We start from the raw sequence: 17415 nt of genomic DNA on the forward strand, positions 1-17415 counted from the left end.
TGGGCCCCCCCCCCCCCGCCTGCGGGGGGGGCGGGGGGGGCGCCCCCCCCCCCCCCCGGGGGGGGACCCCCCGCGGCGGGGCGCGCCCCCGCCCCCCCCGGCGCCCGGGGCCCCGCGCCTGTTTCCGGACACAGCCGTGCCCCCGGCGTCCGAGCGCCGCCATCACGGCCCCGAGGAGTGCCGGTGCGCCTTGCGGCTGCAGGCGATGGTGCCGGTGCCGGTGCGGTCGGGATCGGCGAGGCGGCGTACACCGGCAGCGGCCGGGTCCGCGGCGTGGACCACGGCGTCGGTGCGGACGGCTTCGAGTTGCGCTCCCCGAAGCGTGGGACGGCCGTCCGGGGACAGGAAGGCCGCTGAGTCGGAGCCGGCCGGGCAGGGCCTGCCCTTGTCGGCCCGGAGCCCGGCCCTTGTCGGCCCGGAGCCCGGCCGGGCCGACGCATCGGCCACGAGGGCCCTGCCCATCCTGCTCCACGGGAAAGGAGCCGCCCCTCCTCGTGTGGGGACGGCCGGTGAGTTTCGCCCCGCGGACCTCACCGACGCAGGTCACAGCCGTGCGCGCAGCGCTGCTCCTGCGCCGCGGCAGGCCGGTGCGGCAGCAGGACGACGGGATGCGGCAGTCGTGCTGCCGTTGGCCCGGTACGGTCCCTTCGAGGGCGCACGAAGAGGCCGCCGCTCTGTGCCGGGGAGGCCCGCCACTTCCGGCGCTCGCGGTCCGAACCTCCCGACGACAGGAACGGTAGATGACCGACAAGGCGTTACCCCCGTCCACGCAGATCTCCGTGCGGCCGAACCCGTTCTTCGGGCTGCCCGTCGCGGTGGGCGGCCTGCTGATCTCTTTGCCCAAGGCACTCGATGGCGGCTCGACCGCACCGGTGTACGCCCTCGCGGTGGTCGTGAGCGCCCTGGTGCCCGCGATGGTGCTGCTGCTGTCCGTCACCGTCGGCAGCGGCGTGATCACCGTGCGCCGGGGGCTGCGCCGCACGTCCATCCCCTTGACGAAGCTGCGGTCGGTGGTGGCCGAGGGGAGCGGCGATCGCGGGCCGCACATGCTTGTGCTGGAGGACCGTGACGGGACGCGCTGCCGGATTCCCTTGCCGGCCGTACGGCGCCGGGACCGGCAGCGACTTGTCACCGCCCTCGAACGCACCGCCCCACCCGGCGCCGTACGACAGGACCGGGCTCTGCGTCACCTGCTGGGACTCCCGGGCTGACAGCGCGGCTCCGGGGCCGAGGCCGACCCCCGGCCGCAGCGGAGGACGACGGCGAGCCCGGGAAACGGCGCCGTGGTGCCGGCCTCGGCGGTGCCACCCTTGGATCCATGCGGGCGCGGGCTCGTCGGCCGCCGGGACCACCCGCCCGGCCGGTGAGTTCCGCCCCGCCGACTCCGCCGGCAGCCCCTCCGCGAGGCCTTCGCGGGCCGCCTCCGGACCGCCGCTGAAGGCCGGCAGCGCGGCCAGGTGTGTCCGGCGCTCGGCCCGGACGGCCTCCAGCGCGCGCCGCGCCGCGATCAGGTCGTCGGGGTACTCGAAGGTCTTCTCTTGCCCATCGCACCATCGCACGATCGTGCGAGTGCCTCAGCCGGGTCGTGGCCGCGCCCCGCCGCGGGCCCGCCGCCGGTTCGTGGCGGGCCCGGAGCGTCCTCGCCGATGGCGGCCGGTGGCCCCGGGGCCCGCGCGGGCGCGTCGCCGGGCTGTTCGAAGCGGGCCGGCCAAGCCGCCACTACTCGAAGCCACCGCCTGGCCGGCAGGACGTCTGGTCCGGATGTCCAAGAGACCCGCGCTGCCCACGGGGTGTCATCGCCCGGCGCCTAGCCCACTGAGTCCGGCTCCGACCCTGGCCAGCATCTGACCGAGGAGGTGGAGGGCCCGTGCCCGTGTCGGCGCTCCTCGCGCCGTTCCCGTCCAGTAGGTGTCGGTGAGGGTCTCGGTCATCGCGAGGATCCGGTCTTCGTCCCGGGCGGCCAGCACGAGGGCGAAGCGCACGTAGTCACCGATGTCACTGCCCTGCGGGTGCTGGTGGACGAAGGCCTGCAGGCGTGGGATCAGGGCGGGCAGGGTGCGTTCGGTGGGAAAGACAACGGCGAGGCCGGCGAGGGCCAGCCGAACCGCCGGGCATTCGGCCGACCAGCGGATCAGCAGATCCGGCGTGTGGGCCTGAACCGCGCCGCGGGCCCGGGCCTCACTGTCGGGATCGGAATGCCGCCGGGTGGCCGGCCAGGCCTCGGCGAGATGGCGCTCGGCGACGGTGGCGGCCCTGAACAGCAGGCTGACGGCCTGGAACCGCTGTCGGGCGGGGACCCGGTCGTCGACAGCCAGGGCCGAGAGCAGGACGAGTCCGTCGGCAGTGGTCGGCCGGCAGGTGTCCTGGTGGAGGATCTCGTTGTAGAAGTCCCCGAGAAAGCTCCGCTCGTCCCAGCGGAAGTCGACCCCGGAGTCGAACAGCACCGCCGCCTGGGGCGGCCTGCGGCCCGGCAGGCGATCGACAATGACATCCCGGAAGACCTGCCGGATCGGCGGACCGGCAGCACCCGCGCCGCACCGGACCTGCTCGGCTTCGGCATCCCTCTCCATGACCGGCGCAGCCTACTGGAGCATCCCGGTCCGGCAGCCTGCCGCCCTGGCCACCTGGCCTGTTGAGGACTGCCTCGCCCCCCCGGCGCCCGCTGCCGCGACCCGACCCGGCTACGCGCCGCCTTCGCCGAACTCCTCACCGACTGCCCCGCCGACCAGGAGCCCCTCGAACCCGGCGAGCAGAGGTCCGTTCAGCGCCTGCTGGAGCGCCTGGCCACCCCCGTCCCCGCGGGCCACTGCCCGGTCTGCGCCCGGACGCTGCCCCCGCCCGCCGCCCCCGCGCCCGCCGCTACCGCATGGGGGTGCGGGGTGGAGGAGCCCCTTGAAGTGAGCTCGCCGACCGCCCCGCCGGCATGGGTGGAGGTCTTGTGCGCGGCGGCCGGCCGTGAGGAAGCCGGCGGCCCCACCCCGCGACGCTACTGGCGACCTGCTCGAACCCCTTCACACCGAAGGCCGGCGGGACGTGGTCGATGATGGCGCGCAGCAGCGCGTGGCAGGAGAACGGCTGCTCGTGCCGATAGTTGAAGTTCAGTTCCTTGCACTGCTGGACCAGCTTGCCGGTGAAGAAGCTGCCGGCGCCGTCGAGCTCGGCCAGCTCCTCCACGCTGGTCCATCCGCTTGACCACGTAGTCCCAGACCGGCCAGACGCCGGTCTGCGTGTAGGGCGTGACGATCTCCAGCAGCAGCGCGGTCTGTTCGTTGGTGAGTTCGCTTGGCAGGGTGCCGGGCCGCCGGTTGGGCGGGATGGTGCGGACGAGCTCGCTGGACAACGGTGCCTCACTCGCCGGGTCAGGAGGGCGGAGAAGAGCGGGACGCGGAACGGCCGACCCCGAAAGCGGCCGGGGCCCTTCGGCGTTGGGCGCACGTCTACAGGACGACCACCTCGGCGGTGATCGACTCCGCCGCCGAGGTGGCGACCAGGCTACGCCGCCGGGTGGCCCGTTTCGTACCGGTTTCCTGGACCTGGTGTCCCGTGTCAGATGATCTTGGTCGATTGCCAATGGATCTTGACCGTCCAGCCCGGAGTGCCGCCCTCGGAGCGGGGCGGATCGGGCAGGAACTGCCCGGGGATGCAAGCTCAGCAGTATGTTTCGATGAAGAGGATGACGCGGCCGTCGACCGCAGTGAATTCGTACGCCTCGTGGACTGGCAGGTCGGCGGCGCCGAGCCGGGCCCGCGCTTCGAGCCAGGCGGCCGGGCGCTCGGTCTTCGGTAGGAAGCGGGGAAGCCACCATCCGGCTTGGTCGTCGTAGTAGGTGCCCATCGACATCACATCGGCATCGACCGCAAGCCGCCTGGCCCGGCGGGGGTCCAGTGGCCCGCGGACGAGCCCCCAGTAGCAGCCGCCGGCGTCGGTGAAGCCACCGGCCGTCAAGGGCGGGCCGGGGCAGGAGTCGCCCGACTCCTCCGCCGGTGATGACGGCAGGGCCGCGATCATCTCGGCGAGGGTCACGGCACGCTTTTGCTTCTTCGACACCCGCACAGGATGCCAGGGCCACTCCCGCTGGCTACCGGTCAAGGTCACTTGTCAAAAGGACTTGACGGGTGGGCCCTCTCCGGGGCGGTCGTTACAGGGGGGAGTAGGTCTGGTACTTGCCCTGCAGGGATGCGGTGGCCGCGTCGGCTACGTCGGCCCGGGGGCCGGCTGCGCACTCCTGGAGGAATCCCTGAATGCGAGGGCCCGTCCATCCTGCTGCGGCTGCCGCGGCCCAGAAGCGGAGGCCGTCGTGAGGATCCAGCGGCGCGAGGACGTCGACGATGTGGTCGATCGTGGCCGCGTCCAGGGGGAGTCGCTGCATGGCGACGGCGCGCAGGGCGCCGTCGGCGAGCATCGGGGTGTCGGAGCCCAGACACCATTGCAGGGAGCCACCATGGTGGCCTTGAAGGGGCGCTGGGCGAGGTCCCGGAGCAGGCCGAGGGCGGGCCGGTGGCCGCACGTTCCGAGGGCCATGACGATCTGGTACTGGGTCTCCCACGTGCGGGCATCGCGAACCTCCCGCCGCAGAGCCTCCAGCAGCGCCGGGCCCGCGGCCGGGTCGGCAAGCCGGCGCAGACGCGACGCGGCGGACCGCCGCTTCGGCGAGAGCCGGTGGCCGAGCTGTGCCACGGCTTCATCCAACGTCAGTGGCATTCTGGCCTCCTTCTCGGCGACTGCGTCTTCCGCGGCAGCGTATGTCCCTGCTCCGACAGCCGATTCGGCTTCGTGTGGCTGGCCACCCCCGACACCGATCAAGATCGAGTGGCAGAAACCCATCATCCGCCAAGATCATTTGACAAACGGTCAAGATCATTTGAGACGGGACACGCACCACTCGCAAACTACGGTGCTCCGTCACAACACGAAGCGGTGATGTTCGTTTGAAATGTGCGATCCAGTAGTTACCTTCACGCTAGGGTGTGACGTGGAGGTGAGGTGTCGATGAGTGAGGACCTGTTCGCGTCGATCGACGCGCTGCTGGCGCGGCCGAAGCCGGTGGAGGACCTGCCGGTGCCCGCGGAGCGGGAGCGGCTGCGCAAGGCCGGCGAGTACACCCAGGAGGAGCTGGCGGCCGCGCTGAAGACCCGTCGGGAGACGATCGTGCGGTGGGAGGCCGGGACGACCGAGCCGCGCCCGCCCAAGCGCGAGATCTACATCAGGTTCCTGGCGACGCTGGCGCTGCAGCACGGCACGGTCGAGCCCAGCGAGTGGCTGCGCCGCGCGCAGGCCGCCGGCCTCGTGCGGCCCGCCGACCAGCCGCCCAGCGCCCCGGCCTCGGATGCTTCGGCCGCTGCCGTCGTGCCCGCGCCCGCGGTGGTCCCGGTCCCTGCTTCGGTCGCCCTGGCTGCTGCTCCGCCTGTCCCGGCGGTACCGACGGTGTTCGGTGGCGGGGACCAGGCGGTGGTGGAGCTGGACCGTGCGGCGGGCGGGGAGCTGGTTGCCGGTCCGTCGGCGCCGTGTGTGCGGTGCGGGCGGCTGACGCCGTATCGCGCGCAGGGCCGGCCGATGCACGTGGGCGGCTGGTGCACTCCCGACACCGGCGTCGCCGGACTCCTCCAGACCGCCCCGGCCGCCGCGGCCGCGCTCGTCGAAACCGTCACCGCCGACCTGCCGGCGTCGGCTCCCGACGCTGCCCCGACCGCTCCCGCGCCCGGACCGGCGGTCCCGCCGCGCCGAGTGGCCTCGTCGCGCCCGGCCTCCTCGGGGCGGGCTCCCAAGGCCCCGACGAAGAAGGCCCCGGCGCGGAAGCCGGCCGCCACGGCTGAGGGCCCGTCGGAGTGGGAGCAGGTGGCGGCCGCGCGGTTCCCGGCCGGGCCGCTCGCGGTGCTGGACGTCGCCCCGACCGGACGCGGCCTGGTGGCCTACCTCGCCGACGGCACCCCCACGCCGACCGCGCCAGCCGGCCGCACGCTCGCCGACGTCGTCGAGTGGGCGCTGGAGACCAGGCTCGGCTCGCCCCGGCTGCACCGGCACGGCAAGGACGGCGACGCCCTGGTCGTCATCTCCGACGCAGCCCTCGCCGAACTGGGCCTGCCCGCCATGGGCCGGGACGAGAAGAAGGACTTCGTGCAGCGCCTGGGCGCGCTGCCGAAGACCCACAAGACGGTCAAGGCCCTGGAGAAGGCGGGCTGGTTGCTCACCCAGCGCGGCCTCGGCCCGTGGGCCAGGGTCTACCGCACCCCCGAGGACGGCAAGCGGGTCTGCGTGCAGCTGTGCATCCCCGCCTGGGGCGCCCTCGCGACCGGCGGCTGGACCATCCCCGACGGCCTGGACGCCCCCGGCCTGGCCCGCCTGCTCGGCACCTACGCCACCCGCGTCCTCACCCCCCGCGGCTCCACCGCCGTCTCCGGCCTCGAACTCGTCACCGCGCTGCGCCCGCCCACCCGCGCGGTGCGCACCGAGGCCGGCTGGACGTCGGGTGCGGTGGAGGGCTCCCGGCCGAAAGACGCCTTCGACCCGGCGCCGCCGGAGGTCCCGGACGTCCACCCGCTCGCCCAGGACCGCGAGCCGGGCGCCGAGCTGGTCACCGAGGCCTGGGACTGGCACCGCGACCTGACCGACACGGAGAAGGCGGCGCTGTACGCGGTGGGCCTCGATGTGAACATGGCCTTCCTCGCCGCCGCCGGCCGTCTGTCGCTCCCGTTGTCCGGGCCCGTGCACGAGCTGAACCCGGTCTTCGACAAGTCGGTGCCCGGCTCCTGGCTGGTCGACCTCTCCCACGTCGACACCGACCCGCTGTTGCCCAGCCCGTTCTCCGCGGACGGCGAGCGTCCGACCGGGTCGGCCTGGTACTCCACGGTGAAGGTGGCGTACGCCGTGGAGCTCGGCGCGACCGTGCGGCCGCTGGAGGGCTGGCTGCGCCACGAGCACGGCCCGTACCTGGACCCCTGGCACAAGCACCTGCGCGCCGCGTACCTGGACACGATGGCCGCCCTCGGCGTCCCGGGCGACCTCGCCGACACCGACCCGCTCGCGTTCCTGGACGCCATGGCGAACCTCAAGGCGACCGGCGACCCGGCGGAGCTCGCGGTCCTCACCGCGATCAAGCAGACCGCGAAAGGCACCGTGGGGAAGTTCAGGGAGCGCCCGCGCGGGCACGGCTACAAGCCCGGCGAGCGCTGGGCCGCACTGGAGCGCCCGACCTGGGACCCGCTGATGCGCGCCCTGGTCATCGACACCGCCACCGTCAACCTCCACCGCAAACTCCGCAAGATGGCCGCCGACACCGGCCTCCACGCCTTCGCCGTCCTATCCGACTGCGCCGTCTTCGCCGCCCCCGGGCCGGGTGCCCTGGACATCCTCACCAAGCCGGACGGCACCCTCACCACCTCGCTGCGCCTGGGCGTCAGCCCGGGGATGGTGAAGTTCGAGGGCTCCCGGCCGATGCCGGAGATCGCCGAGCTGCTCGCGGACGGTGCGAACCCGGCCCGGCACATCAAGACCGGCGGCGTCGTCTCCGCCGACGAGTAGCCCCCGCGCGGGCCGCCGGCACCCGCCCGGCGGGCCGCCCACTCCACCGCCACACGAACACGAGCCGCCCCGGCCGGGACGGCAGGAAGGACCGATGCCCCGTGGGGGAGATCGACGAGGGCCTGGAGCGCGCCGAGCGCACCCGCCCCATCCCGGCGCACCTGAACACCCGGGTGAAGTTCCTGTGGGAGAAGGTCGCCAAGGAGGACACGGCCCAGCTCGCCCGGGCCGCCGGCGTCTCGGTGCGCACCGCGCAGCGCTGGGTGCACGCCCTCAAGGCCGCCGCCGAGGGTGAGCTGAAGGGCGACATCCCGATGGCCAAAGCGAACGCGGCCAAGGTCGAGCGCGCGGTGCGGGCGGCCTGGCAGCCGCGGGTGAAGCAGCGGGTGCGCCGCGACGCCGAGCAGCGCGGCTTCATGCTCCACATCCAGGCGACCTTCGGCTTCAGCGCTGCGGCCGGCTCCACCGACGACCCCCGCCAGCGCCCGATCACGCAGAAGATGCCCGGCAGCGTCGCCCAGGCCCTCTACGCCGCCCGGGACGCCGGAGCCGACCAGGCCGCGCAGGAACAGATCCTGGCCGACGCCCTCGGCGAGCACTACTTCCGCCAGGGCGGCCGCGCCCGGCGCCTGGACGTCGAGCTGAACGACATCGCGTGGATGGACCTGGAGCTGTAGCCAGGCCCCGGCGCCCCTCGTGTCGCCGAAAGAAAAGTCCCGACCGCCTTCCAGAGGCCGGGACTTTTCCATTTAGCGACCCCCTCGTGTGAATTCCCTGACGAAATTCTGGAGAACCGGACAACCGACACCGACGACCACCGCCGCCCCGGCGGCGCGCCCCGCATGCGGTGCATCGCCGCCGTCGACCGGACTCGGCGGTCCGATCTGCCGGATCGGCACGTGAAGTGGTTTGTCTGTCCCCGGCCGTTAGGATTCCAGGGCCCGCACCCGTGTTCCGTGGAGCGCGCTCCTCCACGAGCGGCGGTGCGGGGCTGTGTTTGCGAGAGCCCATGAGACGGTCCGCAGGTCGCGGGCCGTCCGTGACCAGTGGAGTTCGAACAGCATGAGACCTGGACGTCTGCGCCCCCACATGTACATAGGAGCCCTCCTCGCAGTCGGGCTCCTGGCCGGCTGCTCCTCGTCGGACGGGTCGGCCGAGCCGACGCGTCCGGAGTCGTCGTCCGGCCGGCCCGCGCAGGGGAGCGCCGGCCCGAAGGAGTCGTCCCCGGCCTTCGCCACCCCGGCCGAGTGTGACGGTCTTCAGCTCAAGGGTGGTGCGACCTTCGCCGGTTCGGACCTGTCGAAGTGTCTGGTGGCCGCCCTGAAGGCATACGGCTCGGGAACGGAGTCCGTGCAGTCGGGGGACGAGACGGGGACCTCGCGGTTCGTCTTCGGGGACGATCCCGCGCTGGCCGGCTCGATGACGGGACTGGAGGGGGAGAAGGCGTACGTCTTCAAGGGCGACGACGAGTGGATCAAGACACCAGGGCTCGGCAAGTGGGTCAAGGGGGACAAGAACAGCAGTGACCCGCAGGAGCAGATCGTGGCTGCCACGGGGAAGCTCTACCGCGCGCTCGCCGATCCGGAGGTGACGGCCCAGATGGTCGCGTCGGCGCCGGAGTGGACCGTCGAGCAGGAGCGGCCTGTGATCTCCCTGGAGAACGGGGAGGACGTCACGGCGTGGCGGATCGTGAACAAGAATTCGTACACGTTCCTGGGCGCGGCCGTGCGGGAGCACATTCTCTGGTTCGGGGACGACTTCACGCCCTACGGCGGTCAGGCCGAGTCCCGGACGGGCGGGGTGCTGAGCACGACCACGCAGCATTTCTACGACCTGGGCAAGCCGGTGACGATCGAGGCGCCTGAGTAGGCCCGCGGGCCCGCGAACCTGTCACGTCCTGCGTCCGGCGTCCCGGAGCGCGGGATGCCGGCGGACAGGCTCCTACAGCGGGACGACGACGAGGGCCGTATCGTCGGCGCCCGCCGCCGGCAGCAGGTCGGCGGCGGGTGCCTCGGCCCCGCCCTGGCCCCGTGGTGGCGGGTCAGGGCGGCGGCGAGCCTGGGGTGACCCGGCCGGGTGGGTGGGCCGCCCGCGGGCAATGGTGTGCGGGCGGCCCCGGGGATCGTCCCACGGGCCGTTACCGTCCCGGGGACGGGGTTGCTCTGCCAGACTGGCGATCATGACCTCCATTCCGCGCCGCCCGTTGTGGCGGCCGTTTTCCGAGCCCGCCACCGACGAGGCCATCCCTGCCGGCGGTGACGGGGCCCGGCTCCTGGCCGTGGAACGGGCCCCGTTCCTCGAACCCGCCGCCGACCTCCCCGCGCGGCAGCCGGCCTCCGGCGGCCGCCGGAGGCTCGGCCGCGGCGCCCTGGCCGATCCGGCCGAGTCCGCCTGAAACGCCGTACCTCGGCCACCACCGCCGAGCGGCCCCGCGCTCACCAGGCAGGCCGGCGCGCGCCTTACCTCCGGCACGGCCCGGCCGCTGCCGCGCACCGGCCGGCACCGGGAGGCCTGAGTGAACGACGACGCCTTCTCCCTGTTCGCCATAGGCCCCGACCAGCCCGGACACGAGCCCGACGCCGGCCTGTTCGGCGCGGCCGTCCAGCTGCCGGTGGACGGCATGCCCGTCGACTACGAGGCCTTCGTCCTCACCCACCGCGCCTCCTACCTGCGCTTCGCCGAGGAAGTCCTCGGCGGTCCGCAGGCCGCCGACAAGGTGGTCCACGAGGTCCTCGTCGAGATCGCGATCCACTGGCACCAGCTCCTGGCCGGCCCCGACGTCGTGGTCACCGCCTGGGGCATGCTCTGCCACGCCATCCGCGCCGAGGTCCGCACCATCGAACGCAACCCCCAGCTCGTCGCCCGCCTCGACCGGCTGCGCACCATCCTGGAACAGATGCGCACCTCACTGCCCACCGAGGAGATCGGCAGCGAGAAGGCCGAGGACTGGGACCCGATGACCCACCTCCTCGCCCCGCTGCGCGTCCTCACGCAGCGCCAGTTCGACGTCGTCATCCTGAAGGCGTCCGGGCGCTCCAGCCACTTCATCGCCTGGTTCCTGGGCACGCACCCCAGCACGGTGGACCGCGACCTGCGGCGCGCCATGGACCAGCTCGACGTCGAGCTGCGCCCGTTGAACCTCTTGAAGCCCCCGACCGCCAGCAGCAGAGGAGACCGCCGGTGACCGAGTCACTTGCCGGGCCCCCGGAGCGGAACACCCCGCGTCCCGGGCGCCGGCTCGCCGACCACGACCTCGACCTCGAACTCCTCACCGACACCGCGACCGGTACGCATGCGTGGCCGGCCGGCTATGTGGCGACCGGCGACCAGGCGGTGGCGGTGGACCTGATCCTCGCCGAGCGCGAGGCCGACCCGCCGCCCACGGCGGGCCCGGCCGGCGGGCCGGGCCTGGGGGCGGCCCTGCGGCGGATCGCCGAGGACGTCGCGCGCCACCGGGCGGGCCGCTACCAGGAACCCGAGTGGTGGCGCGACTACAACCGGGCCCGCCTCGGCCTCAACTCGCTCTCCCGCTCCGCGCTCACCGGTACCAAGGCGCTGGCCATGCTGGCCCGCTTCGCCCGCAACGACGACGGCCCGATCACGGTGTTCGACCCCGACACCGATCTGGAGATCGAGGGCGCCAGGATCTTCGGCTGCCTGCTCCACCTGGCCGGCCACCCGCTGTCCGCGGCCTTCTGGTGGAGGATCGCCGCCGGGGCCGGCGACCGGACCGCCGCGTTCGCCATCTACCTCCAGCACCTGGAGCACGGCGAGCTCGATGGGCGAACTGCTCCGGGCCGAGACCGACGCCCTCGACCGCGGCCTGGCCGATCCGGACGGTGACGACGCCGACGTTCGCGGTACGGATTCGTAGTGGGGCTGACCGGGCAAGTCCGGTGCGGGGCGGGCGCCGCCTGCCCCGCACCACGGTCTCCCTCACCATCACGTGGGTGTTGGAGGTGCGGACCAAGGCCTGGCTGAAGGACGCAGACGGTCGCCGGGCTGCTCAGGGCGGTCATCCCGGCCGAAGAACTCACCGATCCCGTCCGTCCGGAACACGGGAACGCCGATCGGCCGCCAGGTCGGCGGGCGGGCACTAAGGTGCGTCGTCGTGGATGCTGGTGATCTTGAATACCGGACGCGGACACGGTCCGGCTGTATCCCGCCGGAGCTGGTTGCCCGGCTCCTGGAGCGGGGCCATGCCAATGTGGTGGGGGAGTGGGCAGGGAGGGGGGAGTGGTACTGCGCCTGGGCGTGGGCACGGCTGCTCGGTGAGCGGGGCCGGCGGGAGGAGGCGCTGGAGGTGCTCGGCCCCTACCTCGCGACCGGCTGGTGGACGGCGGTGGAGGCCACCGCCGAGCTGCTGGAGGGCTGGGGCCGCGCCGAGGAGGCGATCGAGATCACCCGCCGCCGGATGGAAGCCGGACATCCGACGGCCCTGCCGTTCTACGCCTGCCTGCTGGCCCGCAACGGCCGCGCGCAGGAAGCGTTCACCCTGCTCCTGCCCCACATCGACGACTCCCTGTGCGCCGAGGCCCTCGTCGACGTGTCCGGACAGGCCGGCCACGACAACGAGGCCGCCGCACTGCTCGCCGCCCGCATCCCGGATGGGCACCACTGCGACGGCCCGTGGTGCTGCCGAGGACTCGACCCCGACACCGCGCTCGCACTGCTCGCCACGGTCCGCGAACGCCAAGGCCGCATCGACGAGGCGATCACCCTGCTGCGCCGCCAGGAGACCAGCCTCGTCAACGGCCGCGACCAGCTGGCGGACCTGCTGGCCCGCCACGACCGGATCACCGAGCTGCGCGCCTACGCGGCGGCCGTCGGCCGGGGCCATGCCGCGCGGCGGCTCGCGGAGCTGCTGGAGGAGCGCGACGACGCCGAAGGAGCGCTGGAGGTGTTCCGGCAGGCCGCCGGGTCGACCTTTCAGGACCCCAACTCGGCGTTCGAACTCGCCCTGCTCCTGGCCCGGCACGGCCGGGGCGGCGAGGCGATCGAGGTGATGCGTGCCCTGGCCGGCACCCGGCCCGGCGAGGACTGGATCCTTTGCGCCCTGGCCGACCTGTGCCTCGACCAGAACCGTCCCGGGGACGGCCTGGCCCACCTCGACGCCCTCACCGCCCGGCGCGGCGGTGAGGAGGAGTGGGACCTCTTCCGGCTGCGCCTGCCGCTGATCGCCGCCGGCACGGGCGTCGACGAAGCGCTCGACCAGGCCCGCGCCCACCCCGAGGGCGACACCTCCTACGTCGCGTGGGACATCGCCGGACTCCTCGCCTCGGCCGGCCGCACCGGGGAGGCCGTGGCCCTTCTCCAGCAGCACTCGTCGGCCAACCGGCACCTCCTGGCCAGCTACCTCATCGACCTCGGCCGCGTCGAGGAAGCCGTGGCCGTTCTCCGGCAAGTCAGTCCGCCGGGACCCTAAGCTGCGATCGCCGGGCCGTGGCACGGCGGTTCTCCTTCGCTCTGAGGCCCGCCGCGACATCCCGCTGCCGGCCGGTCCACCTCCGCCCGTGGGTGGGCCAGCCGACTGCTGCTACGCGCAGGTGTCGAGCATCTCGTTCAAGGCGTCCTTCTTCGCCTCGGTGACGGCCAGGCCGTAGACGCGCTCGGTGTCGGTCCAGGCGAGGGAGCAGGTGCGCCAGTACGGCCGCGCGGCTTCCTGGCCGTCGTGGTCAGCGGGCGAGGGTGACGGTGATGACGGGGTTGTCGCAGGCCGAGGTGATCCGCTGGATCGCGGCGTGCTCGGCGGGGTCGGTGCTCAGCCCCCAGCGGGTCTTCACGGTGACCCAGTCGGAGATGTAGCGGCAGGTCGCGGCGGCGGCCGGCGGCATCCACTGGGCGGGGTCGCGATCGGCCTTGGACTGGTTGGCGCTGTCGTTGACCGCGAGGAGGGAACGCGGGTCGTCGAGGTCGTTGGCGTAGGCCTGGCGCTCGGCCGCGCTCCACACCGCCGCCGACTGGCGGGGAGCGTCATTCCGAACGTGCGATATTCCTCCGCCGGAGCCTACGGCGGTAGCCGCATCACCTGGTTACGGATCGGGCCTCTTAAGCCAGTCGGCCACGGTCCGGGACCACTGCAGAGCTGGTCCGAAGAAGGTGGCGTTGGCCTCGGCGAGGGCGCGGTAGTGGCCGACGGCTTTTCCGACGGTAATCAGGCTCTCCGCCTGCCGACCCCGGGGGTCCAGCCAGTCGCCGAGGTCGATGAGGGCCATGCCAAGGTTGGGCGGGTGGGCGTCGGGGTTGGCCTTGACCAGGGTGCGGTAGTGGTCGACGGCTTCCTCGATGGCGGCCAGGCCCTCCGCCCGCCGCCCCAGGGCACGCAGCCGGACGTAGAGGCTGGTGAGGGCAGCGATGAGGTTGGGTCGGTAGGCGTCGGGGTTGGCCTTGACCAGGGTCTGGTAGTAGCCGACGGCTTCCTCTGCGGCGGCCAGGCCCTCCGCCCGCCGCCCGACAGCGCCGAGCCGGAGGGAGAGGTTGGTGAGAGATTTGGCGAGGCCGGGCAGGTGGGCGTCGGGGTTGGCCTCGGCCAGGGCGCGGCGGATGGCGACGGCTTCCTCGACGGAGGCCAGGCTCTCCGCCCGCCGCCTGACAGTGCCGAGCTGGACGGAGAGGTTGTTGAGGGTGGTGGCGAGGTCGGGCAGGTAGGCGTCGGGGTTGGCCTCGGCCAGGGTGCGGTAGTGGTCGACGGCTTCCTCGATGGCGGCCAGGCCCTCCGCCTGCCGCCCCTTGTCAACCAGTCGGACGGAGAGGCCGTTGAGGGCAGCGATGAGGTTGGGTCGGTGGGTGTCGGGGTTGGTTTCCGCCATGGTGCGGAAGTGGCCGACGGCTCTTCTGACAGTGGTCAGGCCCTTCGTCCTCTGGCTTGCCTCGCCGAGCCGGTTGGAGAGGGTGCCGAGGGTGATGGCGAGGTCGGGCAGGTGGGCGTCGGGGTTGGCCTCGGCCAGGGCGCGGCGGATGGCGACGGCTTCCTCGATGGCGGCCAGGCCCTCCGCCCACCGACCCACAGCGCCGAGCCGGTTGGAGAGGGTGCCGAGGGTGCTGGCAAGGTCGGGCAGGTAGGCGTCGGGGTTGGCCTCCGCCAGGGCCCGGAAGTGGCCGACCGCTTCCTCTCCGGCAGCCAGGCCCTCCGCCTGCCGCCCCATGTCACCCAGCCAAACGGAGAGGTTGTTGAGGGTGCTGGCGAGGTCGGGGAGGTGGGCGTCGGGGTTGGCCTTCGCCAGGGTGCGGAAGTGGCCGACGGCTTCCTCTCCGGCGGCCAGGCCCTTCGTCCTCTGGCTTGCCGCGCCGAGCCGGTTGGAGAGGGTGCCGAGGGTGCTGGCGAGGTCGGGGAGGTGGGCGTCGGGGTTGGCCTCGGCCAGGGCGCGGCAGATGGCGACGGCTTCCTCGATGGCGGCCAGGCCCTCCGCCTGCCGCCCCATGGCGCCCAGCCGGTTGGAGAGGTTGTTGAGCGCGGTGGCGAGGCCGGGCAGGTGGGTGTTCGGGTCGGCCTCGGCCAGGGAGCGGCGGATGGCGACGGATTCTTCGACGGCGGCCAGGCCCTCCGCCTGCCGCCCCATGTCACCCAGCCAAACGGAGAGGCCATTGAGGGTGCCGGCGAGGTCGGGCAGGTAGGCGTCGGGGTTGGCCTCCGCCAGGGCCCGGTAGTAGCCGACGGCTTCCTCTCCGGCGGCCAGGCTCTCCGCCCGCCGCCCCATGGCGCCCAGCCGGACGGAGAGGTTGGCGAGAGATTTGGCGAGGTCGGGCAGGTAGGCGTCGGGGTTGGCCTCGGCCAGGGCGCGATAGTGCCGCGTGATCGTGGTGGCGACGCGGGTCGCGATGGTGGCGAGGCGTTGGCTGGTGTGGGGGAGTTGGTCATAGAGGGTATGGAGGGCGTTGAGCGGGGTGGTGGGGTCGGTAGTGAGGGTGTCGAGGGCGGTGGTGAGAGGGGCCGGATGGCCGGTGCGGGTCGCGGTGGCGATGATGTGTACGGTCAGGGCCTCGTGGTGGCGGAGGCAGAGGCCGGTGAGGGGGGTGTCGAGGCGGCCCTGGAAGGCGGGGTGGGCGGCGGCGCGGCTGTAGACGGTGAGGAGTTGCCCGGTCTGGGAGTCGTCGGCGCCGTCGAGGAGTTGGTCGGCGAGGCGGGGCTCGGCTTCGAGGACGCGGCCGATGTGGCGTTCGGCGAGGCGGTCCGGCTGGAGGGCCCCCCATGGTGAGCCCGGAGTCGTGGTGGGGTAGAGGGCGGTGAGCCAGGCGGTGATCCGGTCGCGGCGATCGCGTGATTGGTCCGCGAGCGCGGGCAGGCGCTGCCAGAGCAGGTCGGCGTGTTCGCGGTCGGTGGCACCGGTGAGGTGGGCGGCGGCGAGCGCGGCTTCCAGGGTGTTCCTGCTCAGGCCAGGGGTGAGACCGTGGGCAGTGGCAGCGTCGCGCCAGTAACGGGCTTCATGGGCGAGGAGCCGGTCCTCGACATCCCGTGCTTCCTCGCCCCCGGTGCGGTCCGCGAGTTCGGTGTGTGCGGTGTCGAGGAGGTCGGCGAGGGCGGCCATGTGGAGGGTGAGCGCGTTGCCGTAGGCGTCGTCCAGGCCGAGCCGCCGAGGCGGTTTCAGGCTCGTGGCGCCCGCGGCCCAGTCGTGCCCGGCGAGGCCCTCGACGAATGGAAGCACGGCCGCGAGGGCGTGGGCGGCGTCGCGGTAGTGGCTTGCGCGCCGGTCCGGGTTGTCCTCCAACGCGGTGAGGCGGTGGGTGTGGGCAGAGGTGAGGTGGTCCTCGGCCTGCCGGCTGGCGTCGCGGGCCTGCTGCCACCAGTCGCCGGCGGTGCGGGCCAGCAGCAGGAGTTTGAAAGGGCTGGTGCCGGGGTGTTCGGCGGCAGCGTCGACGAGCGCGCCGATCTGGTCGGGGCGGGTCTCTGCGTAGTCGAGGACGACCAGCAGGGGCTTCGCCGCGCGCCGCAGTTCCAGCAGCTGCTCCGGACGGGCACCGGCGCGCGGCCACAGCACCGTCCAGCCCCGGCCGGCGAGCCTGCGGCCAAGGTGGTGGGCGAGGCGGGTCTTGCCCTGCCCGGCCGGGCCGTGCAGCAGCCACGCACCGAACCCATCCAGCTGGCACCACGCCTCCAGCGCGGCGAGCAGGTCCTCCCGGCCATGGAAAGGGACAATCTGCCGCCCCGCTTCCAGCAGTGCCGCCGGTGTCACCGGAGCGCGGCGGTTGGTGGGGTTGGCGGTGGGGTCGGCGATGTCCTGGAACTCCACCGCCTCCAGCCCGATCGCCGGGCCGCCGCCGTGCTCGGTGAGGGCGGTGCGGAAAGCGGGGTCGTGGTGGAGGACATAGGAGGGGACGACGTTGAGTCGGCCGTGGGCGGAGTTCGCGCGGTCGGCGGCGACGACGCCGGTCAGGTAGCGGTCGCAGAACACCGCCGCCCCCGACAGGCCGCCCCACGGCGATGTCCCCTCGCCCGGCCACCCGGCACCCGGGGTGCGCAGGTCCATGACGTACTGGTTGCCGACGAAGCCGCTGCCCGGATTCACCTCACCGTGGAGGTGCGCGGCCTCGGTGGGGTGGCCCTCACGTTGGGCCTCGTCGGGGACACCCCATGTCTCACATGGAGTTCCGGGCCGGGTGGTGTCCGGTCGCCCCCACTGAACGGGCGCGGTGGGTGGCTGCCAGTGCGGGGAATCGTCGACGAACACGAGCGCCGCGTCGTCGCGCCCACCGGCGGTGCCGGCCCACAGCACGGTACCGGTCGCGGTGCCGGTGCCGGCCGGGTGGAAGACCTTCACGCCCGTCCCGGCGGGTCCGGTGACGTGGGCGGAGGTGAGCACCAGGCGTCCGCCGACCGCGTACCCCGACCCTCGCCCGCCCGGACCGTTCACCCCGGCCAGCCTTACCCGCTCCACCCCAGCCCCCTACCCTCCGGTCCTG

The 17415-nt window shown here is 73.3% G+C and carries 15 protein-coding genes and 1 pseudogene; 8 read left to right on the forward strand and 8 right to left on the reverse strand.

Annotated features, from left to right (window positions below):
- Nucleotides 1-162 precede the first annotated feature (162 nt).
- Nucleotides 163-462: a hypothetical protein gene (locus tag ACFXAM_RS20790; protein WP_380293289.1), complete on the reverse strand. Its 300-nt coding sequence runs from the start codon at nt 460-462 to the stop codon at nt 163-165.
- Between the two features lie 278 nt (nt 463-740).
- Here ACFXAM_RS20790 and ACFXAM_RS20795 point away from each other — a divergent pair, with 278 nt between their 5' ends.
- Nucleotides 741-1211: a hypothetical protein gene (locus ACFXAM_RS20795; RefSeq protein ID WP_380293291.1), complete on the forward strand. Its 471-nt coding sequence runs from the start codon at nt 741-743 to the stop codon at nt 1209-1211.
- A 582-nt stretch (nt 1212-1793) separates the two neighbouring features.
- Here the strand turns inward: ACFXAM_RS20795 and ACFXAM_RS20800 are convergent.
- The 5 genes and pseudogenes from ACFXAM_RS20800 to ACFXAM_RS20820 all read right to left on the reverse strand — a co-directional run.
- Nucleotides 1794-2570: a hypothetical protein gene (locus ACFXAM_RS20800; protein WP_380293293.1), complete on the reverse strand. Its 777-nt coding sequence runs from the start codon at nt 2568-2570 to the stop codon at nt 1794-1796.
- Nucleotides 2571-2859: 289 nt separating this feature from the next.
- Nucleotides 2860-3174 carry a hypothetical protein gene (locus ACFXAM_RS20805; protein WP_380293294.1) on the reverse strand — a complete coding sequence of 105 codons (315 nt, stop codon included), beginning with the start codon at nt 3172-3174 and terminating at the stop codon, nt 2860-2862.
- Nucleotides 3175-3648: 474 nt separating this feature from the next.
- A complete protein-coding gene (locus tag ACFXAM_RS20810; protein ID WP_380293296.1) occupies nt 3649-4047 on the reverse strand; it encodes a hypothetical protein in 399 nt (132 codons plus the stop codon).
- A gap of 91 nt (nt 4048-4138) precedes the next feature.
- Nucleotides 4139-4402: a hypothetical protein gene (locus ACFXAM_RS20815; RefSeq protein WP_380293342.1), complete on the reverse strand. Its 264-nt coding sequence runs from the start codon at nt 4400-4402 to the stop codon at nt 4139-4141.
- A 200-nt stretch (nt 4403-4602) separates the two neighbouring features.
- Nucleotides 4603-4827: pseudogene (locus tag ACFXAM_RS20820) on the reverse strand (hypothetical protein); the annotation flags it as partial.
- 162 nt (nt 4828-4989) lie between these two features.
- On the opposite strand from ACFXAM_RS20820, the gene tap reads away from it, so the two are divergent.
- From tap to ACFXAM_RS20855, 7 genes are all read left to right on the forward strand, one after another.
- Nucleotides 4990-7518, forward strand: coding sequence for a telomere-associated protein Tap (gene tap, locus ACFXAM_RS20825; protein WP_380293298.1), 2529 nt, complete (start codon nt 4990-4992; stop codon nt 7516-7518).
- Nucleotides 7519-7619: 101 nt separating this feature from the next.
- Nucleotides 7620-8195, forward strand: a complete 576-nt coding sequence (gene tpg / locus ACFXAM_RS20830) for a telomere-protecting terminal protein Tpg (protein WP_380293300.1) — start codon at nt 7620-7622, stop codon at nt 8193-8195.
- Nucleotides 8196-8580: 385 nt separating this feature from the next.
- Nucleotides 8581-9387 carry a hypothetical protein gene (locus tag ACFXAM_RS20835; protein ID WP_380293302.1) on the forward strand — a complete coding sequence of 269 codons (807 nt, stop codon included), beginning with the start codon at nt 8581-8583 and terminating at the stop codon, nt 9385-9387.
- Nucleotides 9388-9697: 310 nt separating this feature from the next.
- A complete protein-coding gene (locus tag ACFXAM_RS20840; protein ID WP_380293304.1) occupies nt 9698-9913 on the forward strand; it encodes a hypothetical protein in 216 nt (71 codons plus the stop codon).
- A 120-nt stretch (nt 9914-10033) separates the two neighbouring features.
- Nucleotides 10034-10702 (forward strand): RNA polymerase sigma factor, encoded by a 669-nt coding sequence (locus tag ACFXAM_RS20845; protein WP_380293306.1) that lies wholly within the window; start codon nt 10034-10036, stop codon nt 10700-10702.
- Nucleotides 10699-11361 carry a hypothetical protein gene (locus ACFXAM_RS20850; RefSeq protein ID WP_380293308.1) on the forward strand — a complete coding sequence of 221 codons (663 nt, stop codon included), beginning with the start codon at nt 10699-10701 and terminating at the stop codon, nt 11359-11361. The genes ACFXAM_RS20845 and ACFXAM_RS20850 overlap by 4 nt, the downstream gene beginning before the upstream one ends.
- A gap of 367 nt (nt 11362-11728) precedes the next feature.
- Entirely contained in the window at nt 11729-12943 is a 1215-nt protein-coding gene (locus ACFXAM_RS20855) for a tetratricopeptide repeat protein (protein WP_380293310.1), read from the forward strand.
- Nucleotides 12944-13193: 250 nt separating this feature from the next.
- Here ACFXAM_RS20855 and ACFXAM_RS20860 read toward each other — a convergent pair whose 3' ends face one another.
- Together ACFXAM_RS20860 and ACFXAM_RS20865 are read right to left on the reverse strand one after the other, a co-directional pair.
- Nucleotides 13194-13469, reverse strand: a complete 276-nt coding sequence (locus ACFXAM_RS20860; protein ID WP_380293312.1) for a hypothetical protein — start codon at nt 13467-13469, stop codon at nt 13194-13196.
- Between the two features lie 81 nt (nt 13470-13550).
- Complete coding sequence (locus ACFXAM_RS20865) at nt 13551-17390, reverse strand: tetratricopeptide repeat protein (protein WP_380293314.1); 3840 nt, start codon at nt 17388-17390, stop codon at nt 13551-13553.
- Nucleotides 17391-17415: the final 25 nt, after the last annotated feature.

It is taken from the genome of Kitasatospora sp. NPDC059462 (genome assembly GCF_042749955.1).
Lineage (GTDB): Bacteria > Actinomycetota > Actinomycetes > Streptomycetales > Streptomycetaceae > Kitasatospora.